At 78.0% G+C, this 6,969-nt stretch carries 7 protein-coding genes; 5 read left to right on the top strand and 2 right to left on the bottom strand.

The genetic code is table 11. From position 1 onward, the window contains the following. The 3 genes from DT057_RS35785 to DT057_RS33330 all read left to right on the top strand — a co-directional run. Nucleotides 1-217 (top strand): hypothetical protein (locus tag DT057_RS35785; protein WP_162501593.1); only part of this gene is annotated, 217 nt, incomplete at its 5' end. A gap of 12 nt (nucleotides 218-229) precedes the next feature. After that, nucleotides 230-1,240 (top strand): cytochrome-c peroxidase, encoded by a 1,011-nt coding sequence (locus tag DT057_RS33335; protein WP_238314308.1) that lies wholly within the window; start codon nucleotides 230-232, stop codon nucleotides 1,238-1,240. Beyond that, nucleotides 1,237-3,783 (top strand): two-component system VirA-like sensor kinase, encoded by a 2,547-nt coding sequence (locus DT057_RS33330; RefSeq protein ID WP_238314310.1) that lies wholly within the window; start codon nucleotides 1,237-1,239, stop codon nucleotides 3,781-3,783. Before DT057_RS33335 ends, DT057_RS33330 begins: the two co-directional genes overlap by 4 nt. 460 nt (nucleotides 3,784-4,243) lie before the next feature. On the opposite strand, the gene DT057_RS33325 is transcribed toward DT057_RS33330, so the two are convergent. Further along, nucleotides 4,244-4,642 (bottom strand): hypothetical protein, encoded by a 399-nt coding sequence (locus DT057_RS33325; RefSeq protein WP_128566309.1) that lies wholly within the window; start codon nucleotides 4,640-4,642, stop codon nucleotides 4,244-4,246. Between the two features lie 337 nt (nucleotides 4,643-4,979). Between DT057_RS33325 and DT057_RS33320 the strand changes: the two genes are divergently transcribed. Together DT057_RS33320 and yacG are read left to right on the top strand one after the other, a co-directional pair. Beyond that, complete coding sequence (locus tag DT057_RS33320; protein WP_128566308.1) at nucleotides 4,980-5,627, top strand: Maf-like protein; 648 nt, start codon at nucleotides 4,980-4,982, stop codon at nucleotides 5,625-5,627. A gap of 87 nt (nucleotides 5,628-5,714) precedes the next feature. Next, on the top strand, nucleotides 5,715-5,915 hold the full coding sequence (gene yacG / locus DT057_RS33315; protein ID WP_128566307.1) for a DNA gyrase inhibitor YacG: 201 nt from the start codon (nucleotides 5,715-5,717) through the stop codon (nucleotides 5,913-5,915). A 7-nt stretch (nucleotides 5,916-5,922) separates the two neighbouring features. Here the strand turns inward: yacG and DT057_RS33310 are convergent. Further along, on the bottom strand, nucleotides 5,923-6,969 hold a 1,047-nt coding region (locus DT057_RS33310; RefSeq protein WP_162501592.1), incomplete at its 5' end, for a lytic murein transglycosylase.

The following is a 6,969-nucleotide window of genomic DNA, read 5'->3' as shown; positions in this document are numbered from 1 at the left end:
CCTCGGCCACGGCCTCGACCGCGGCTGCGACGCCGCCGCCGCCGTGCTGCGGGCGCTCGGCCGGGACCTCGCCACGGGCCTCGTCCTCGCCGGCGCCAGCCATCGCCCCGACCTGCTCCGGCCCGCCGCGGAGCCGGTGCGCGGGGAGGCCCGGGGGGATGCGGACGGGGGCGCGCACGGCGGCGCCCGTGAAGCGGGCCGCGAACCGCCGGGATGAGAGAGCGCGGTGATGGGCGCAGCCGATCGATGCGGGACGGGGGGAGGCGGGCCGGGCGCCCGGCCGGGCCGGCTCCGCCGCCTGGCCGCGGCCTGCGCGGCCCTCCTCCTCGCGGGGGCGGCCGAGCCGGCGCCCGATCTCCCGGGGCCGGTGCCGATGGCCGTGCCCGACCAGGAGCCGATCACCCCGGTGCCGCTGCCGCCCGCCGCCGACCCCGCGGTGCTGGCCCTCGGCGAGCGCCTCTTCACGGACACGCGCCTGTCGGCCGACGGGTCCCGGTCCTGCGCCACCTGCCACGACCCGCGCACCAACGGGGCGGATGCCCGGCGCAGGAGCCCGGCCCTCGACGGCACGGCATCCCCCTTCAACACGATCTCGGTCTTCAACGCGGCCCTGAGCTACCGCCTGAGCTGGGAGGGGCAGTTCCGGACCCTCGAGGAGCAGGCCGCGAGCTCGATCGAGAGCCGCACCGCCCTGGGCGCCCGCATCGGCGACGTCGTCGACCGGCTGCGGGCCGACGCGGCGCTGTCGCGGCAGTTCCGGGGCGCCTTCGGCCGCGATCCCGACCGGGCGGCGCTCGTCGGCGCCCTCGCGACCTACGAGCGCTCGCTGCTCACGCCGGACGGCCGCTTCGACCGCTGGCTCCGCGGGGATGCCGGCGCCCTCACGGCCGAGGAGCGGCAGGGCTACCGGGACTTCAAGGCGCTGGGCTGCGTCTCCTGCCACCAGGGCGCCAACGTCGGCAGCAACCTCCTGCAGCGCCACGGCATCTTCCATCCCCTCGCGGCCGAGAAGCCGGAGGTCCTGCGCGTGCCGAGCCTGCGCAACGTCGCGGCGACCCCGCCCTACTTCCACGACGGCAGCGCCCCGACGCTCCGCGAGGCCGTGCGCCGGATGGGGGCGGCCCAGCTCAACCAGACCTTGGGGGACGAGCAGATCGACCGGCTGGTGGCGTTCCTGGGAACGCTGACGGGCCGCTACCAGGGCCGGCCCGTCGTCCCGGCGCCGCCGGATCCCCCGTGAGGGCCGGGTTCCCGGAGGGGGCGACGGGCCGGCTCGCCTCCCTGCGGGTCGCCTCGGTGACGATCGGGTCCGCCTTCGCGGTCGCGGTGCCGCTCCTCCTGCTGCTCCTGACCTGGCTCTCGTTCCGCGCCGTCAACGCCGACGCGGAGATCTACGACCGCGCCCTCCAGGGGCTCGACCGCTTCACCGCGGTCCAGAGCGCGCTCCAGCGCGACGTCCTCACCGCCCGGGCCGGCCTCTTGCGCAACTACGATCCCCTGGTCGGGGAGATCGCCGCCCTGCACGGGGTGGTCGCGCAGATGCGCGAAGTCGCCCAGGACGGCGTGCGCAGCGCGGCGGCCATCGACGCGCTCGCGGCCTCCGTCGCCCGGCAGGACGCGCTGGTCGAGCGGTTCAAGACCGAGAACGCGCTGCTGCAGAACTCGCTCGCGTATTTCGGCCTGTTCAGCGCGCGCCTGAGGCAGGCCGACGACGCCAGGGTCCTGCCCGCGCTGAGCGACCTCGCGGCGGCGATGCTGCGCCTCACGCTCGACACCTCGTCCTCCTCGGCCCGCGAGGTCGAGGACCGCCTGCGCGGCCTCGCGGCGCAGCCCGGCGCCCGGGACGACGCCGCCGTCCAGGCCCTGCTCGCCCACGGCAGGCTGCTCCACCGGCTCCTGCCGAGCCTCGACGGCCTGCTGCGGGCGCTGCTCGCGGTCCCGAGCGAGCGGCAGGAGAACGCCCTGCGGGCGATGGTGCTCGCGCACCAGAGCGCCTCGCGGGAGACGGCGCGCCGCTCCCGCCTCCTGCTCTACGCGACCTCCGTCGTCCTCGTGGCGGCCCTCGTGCATCTCGGGTTCCGCCTGCGCTCGCGCGCCCGGGCGCTGCGGCGGCGCGCGGCCCTCGAGCACGCCATCGCGGGCGTCTCGATGCGCTTCATCAACGCGCCCGCCCACGAGGTCGGCCTGCGCATCGAGGAGGCCCTCGCGGCCCTGGCCGCCCTCGTCGGGGCGGACCGGGCCTACTTCGTCCTCGCCGACCGCGAGGCCTCGGTCTACTCCTGGGCGCGCGACCCCGAGATCCTGCCGCCGGGCTGGCCGGAGCGCGCCCTCGCCCTCGCGGCGGAGGGCGCGCTGGGCGAGGACGGCCTCGTGCACCTGCCCGCCCTCGACCGGCTCCCCGCCGGCCCCGGGACCCTGGCTCTGGCGCAGGCCGGGATCCGCGGCTGGGCCTGCGTCACGCGCACGACGAACGAGGGGGCGGTCGGGATCCTGGGCTTCGACGGCACGCGGTCGCGCCTCGGCGTGCGGCGCGACGAGCTCGGCCTCCTGCGCATGGCGTTCGACGTCCTGGCGAACGCCGTCGGCCGGACCCTGCTGGAGCGGGACCGGGCGCAGCTCGAGGCCCGTCTCCAGCAAGCCCGGCGCATGGAGACGGTGGGTGCCCTCACGAGCGGCATCGCCCACAACTTCAACAACATCGTGGGGGCGATCCTCGGCTACGCCGAGATGGCCGAGACGCAGGCCGCGGCCGGCAGCCGGATCACCCAGTACCTCGGCGAGATCCGGCGGGCGGGCGAGCGCGCCCGCGACCTCATCGACCAGATCCTCACCTTCGGCCGCCGCCGCGACGCCCGCCGGCATCCCGTCCGGGTGCAGGCCCTCCTGGCGGAGGCGATCTCCCTGCTGCGGGCGTCGCTGCCGGCGACCGTCGACCTCGTGCTCCACGACGCGCCCGGGGAGATCCTGGTCTCGGGCGAGCCGGCCCAGCTCCAGCAGGTCGTCCTGAACCTCTGCAGCAACGCCGCGCAGGCCATGGACGGGGTCGGCCGCGTCGAGATCGACACCGGGCTCCGCCGCGCCGGCCCCGGCCTCGCGCCCGCCCCCGCCGGGCTGCCCCCGGGGTGCTACGTCCGGATCGCCGTGCGCGACGCGGGGCACGGCATGGACGAGGCCACCCGCGACCGGATCTTCGAGCCCTTCTTCACCACCCGTCCCGCGGGCAACGGGCTCGGCCTCGCCACGGTGCGGGAGATCGTGCGCGAGCACGGCGGCACGATCGAGGTCGCGAGCCGCCCGGGCGCCGGCAGCCGCTTCGACGTCTGGCTCCCCTGCGCGGCGGGCTCGGGCGAGGCGTCGGGCACCGGCGAGCCCGCGCTTCCCCTCGGGCGCGGGCAGACGCTCCTGGTGATCAACCCGCACCGCCAGCCGCTCCTGCGGGACGAGGAGGTGCTGGCGGCGCTCGGCTACGAGCCGGTGGGCTTCGCCGGGATGGAGCCGGCGCTCGCGGCCTGCCGGGCCGCGCCCGAGCGCTTCGCCGCGATCGTGGTGCGTCATTCCGGGCCGCCCGCGCCCCTGGTCGCGTTCGCGGCCGGCGTGCACCGGGCCGCGCCCCGCCTGCCCGTCGTCCTCGCGGCCACCTCCGCCAACGCCGTCGACATGGGCGTCATGGCGGCGGCCGGCATCCAGGAGGTGGTGCAGTGGCCCCTGATCGCGACCGAGGTCGCGACGGCGCTCGCGCGCGCCCTGGCGCGCCCCGCACTCCCGGTCCGGGCCGGCGGATGACGGGCCTCACGGGGCGCCGGCGCGATCCGCCGGCGACGGGCACCGGGCTCCCGGCACCACGCCGTCCGCGGGACGCCGCCGGTCGCGATCCGCCGCGACGACCGGCCCGGCCATCATCATGCCGCCGAGCCCCCGCGCGACCGAGGTCCGGTCGGACCCGGGTCCGGTCGGGTCCCGGACGGGCGGGTCCGAGGCCGCGGAGCGACACCGCGCCCTCGAGGACGAGCATCGCCGCCAGGCAGCCGCCGAGCGCCTCGCTCCACGCTCCGCGGGCGAGGAGGAGCGCCCCGACGGTCGCGGCGCCCGCGAGCCGCGACCGCGCGGCGGCGCAGACCGGCCCGCTGCCGGGAGTCGGCGAGCACGGCCCGGTCGGCTGTCGGTGTTCCGGCCCCGGGAGGCGCCGGCGCCCGCACGGGGGCGGCGCCGCCGGCGGTGCGGCCCCGGCAGTGCTCGGGGGGCGTCAGTCGCAGCCCCGGCAGAGGCGGTCGATGATCCGCTGCGCCTGCGCGTGCTCCTTCCGGACCTCCGGCGTCCGCCCCGGATCCGCCGGGCTGCCCGAGCCCATCGGCGGCAGGGTCCGGCCCGAGGCGGCGGTGTGCGGCGCCGTGGCCGGGAAGGGGGCGGCGCGGGGCTCGAGCAGGCTCGCGACCTCCGCGGCGGCGGCCGGCCACCCCCCGGCGACCAGGGCACAGGCCGCCGTGGCCGCCCAGGCCAGGGCGGCGAGGGCACGCCGGAGGCCGCCGCCCCGCGGCCGGCAGGCGGCCCACGGATGCCGGGGCACGGCCGGGGGGCGCCGCGTCCGCGCGGGATCGGGATCGAGCGCGGGCGCGCGGCGTGTGGGATCGGTCCGGCTCGTCATCGCGGTCTCTCCTCGCGCTTGTCTCTCCTGGATCGAGGGCCGATCATGGCGGCGCGGCCGTTGCACCACCGTGTCGGAGCGCCGCCAAGGTGTTGCAGCCGCAATCGGAGAGGGCGCGCCGGCGCCCGCGAGCGACGGACCCGGCTCCCCCGGGAGCGCCCGCGTCACGATCGTCGCGCGCGCGGCGCGAGGGGCGCGCCGGAGCGCCGGGGCCCGGCGGGCCTGCTGGACGCGGGCGGCCAGATAGGGCATCGGGCGGTCTCGCGGGCCGTCCGCTCCGGGCTCCGTCGCGAGCGCGGTGGGGCGCGGCCCCGTCTCTCCTCAGGCACGGCGCACCATGACCGAGACTCCTCCGACCCCGCTGGACGCGCGGCCCAGGCTCGTCCTCGCTTCGGGCTCGCCGCGGCGCCTCGCCCTGCTCCAGCAGGCAGGGCTCGAGCCGGACGCCCTGCTGCCGGCGGACCTCGACGAGACGCCGCTGAAATCGGAGAAGCCGCGCGAGCTCGTGCGCCGGCTGGCGCGGGCCAAGCTCGACATCGCCGTGGCGGCGGCCCGCAGCGGCGCGGAGCTGCAGCAGGCCTACGTGGTGGCGGCCGACACCGTGGTGGCGGTCGGGCGCCGGATCCTGCCCAAGGCCGAGGTCACGGACGAGGCCGCGGCCTGCATGCGCCTGCTGTCCGGCCGCACGCACCGGGTCTACACCGCGGTCTGCGTCGCCGGCCCCAAGGACCGCCCGCGCGAGCGCCTGGTCGAGACCCGCGTGCGCTTCAAGCGCCTCTCGGCGCGCGAGATCGAGAGCTACCTCGCCAGCGGCGAGTGGCGCGGCAAGGCCGGGGGCTACGCCATCCAGGGGCTCGCCGGGAGCTTCGTGGTCAAGCTGGTCGGGTCCTACAGCGCCGTCGTCGGCCTGCCCCTGTACGAGACCGTGGCGCTCCTCGACGGCGAGGGGTTCCCGGTGCGCGCCGCCTGGCGCGATGCCGTATGACCGCGTGACTCCGGGCCGCGAGACGCGGGCGCTCCGCCCGCGGCGGGCCGGTCTTCCCCACCACGACGATGCTCTCGGGAGGGCGACGTGACGACCGACGACACCACGCCCGCGCGGGCCGCCGCGCCCTGCGCGATCTGCGGCAAGCCGGTGCAGGCCGCGTTCCGGCCGTTCTGCTCGAAGCGCTGCGCCGACGTCGACCTCCAGCGCTGGTTCACGGGCCGGTACGCCGTCCCGGGCCGGGAGGACGACGCGGTGGCGGACGAGGACGCCCAGGGCGAGTCGTGAGCCGCCCTCACGGCGTCCCGGCGATGTGCCGCAGCAGCGCCGGCGTCGCGTAGCCGTCCGCCGGCAGCCCGGCGCCGATCTGGTAGCGGCGGACCGCCTCGCGCAGCCTGGGACCCGCCCGCCCGTCGAGCGACCCGCCGTAGAGCGCGCGGGCGGCGAGCGCCCGCTGGAGGTCCGCGAGGCCGCCCTGGTCGAGGCGGGGCGCCCCCGTGGGCCAGGGCGCCGACAGGGGTGCGGCGCCGTCGATGCGGTCGGCGAGGTGGCCCACCGCGAGCGCGTAGGCGTCGGAGGTGTTGTAGGCCCGGATCGCCTCGAAGTTGTCGGTGATGAGGAAGGCCGGCCCGCCGAGCCCGCCGGGCAGGAACAGGCTGGCCTCGCCGGTCTCCGGCAGGGCGGTGCCGTCGGCCCGGCGCACGCCCCGGCCGGCGAAATCGGCGAACGGCGCCCGGTGGCGCGCGAGGTCGAGGTCCGGCGGCAGCCGCACCTCGACGCCCCAGGGCAGCCCCGGCTGCCAGCCCGCCTGGCGCAGGAAGCTCGCGATGGAGGCGAGGGAATCCGGGACCGAGGTCCAGATGTCCCGCCGTCCGTCGCCGTCGAAATCGACCGCGGCGCGCAGGTAGGCCGAGGGCAGGAACTGCGTCTGCCCCATGGCGCCGGCCCAGGAGCCGCGCATCGCCTCGGGCGCGACGTCGTGGTGCTGGAGGATCTCGAGGGCGGCGACGAGCTCGTCGCGGAACAGGTCGCCGCGGTGGCGCGCCTGCGCCAGGGTGGCGAGGGCCCGCACGGTCGGGACCGTGCCGGCCGCCGTGCCGAAATCCGATTCCATGCCCCAGAACGCGAGCAGGACCGGCCCCGGCACGCCGTAGCGCGCCGCGACCGCCGCGAGGGTCGGGGCGCGGCGCGCGGCCTCCGCCCGCCCGCGGCCCACGCGCCCGGCCGAGACCGCGCCGGCGAGGTAGTCCCAGACCGGGCGGCCGAACTCGCCCTGCCGGGCGAGCCGCGCCAGCACCGCCGGATCCGGCGCCGGCACGTCCCGGAAGGCGGCCTCGAAGGT

It is taken from the genome of Methylobacterium crusticola, from assembly GCF_003574465.1.
Taxonomy (GTDB): domain Bacteria; phylum Pseudomonadota; class Alphaproteobacteria; order Rhizobiales; family Beijerinckiaceae; genus Methylobacterium; species Methylobacterium crusticola.
This window is presented reverse-complemented; position numbering and strand designations above follow the sequence as displayed.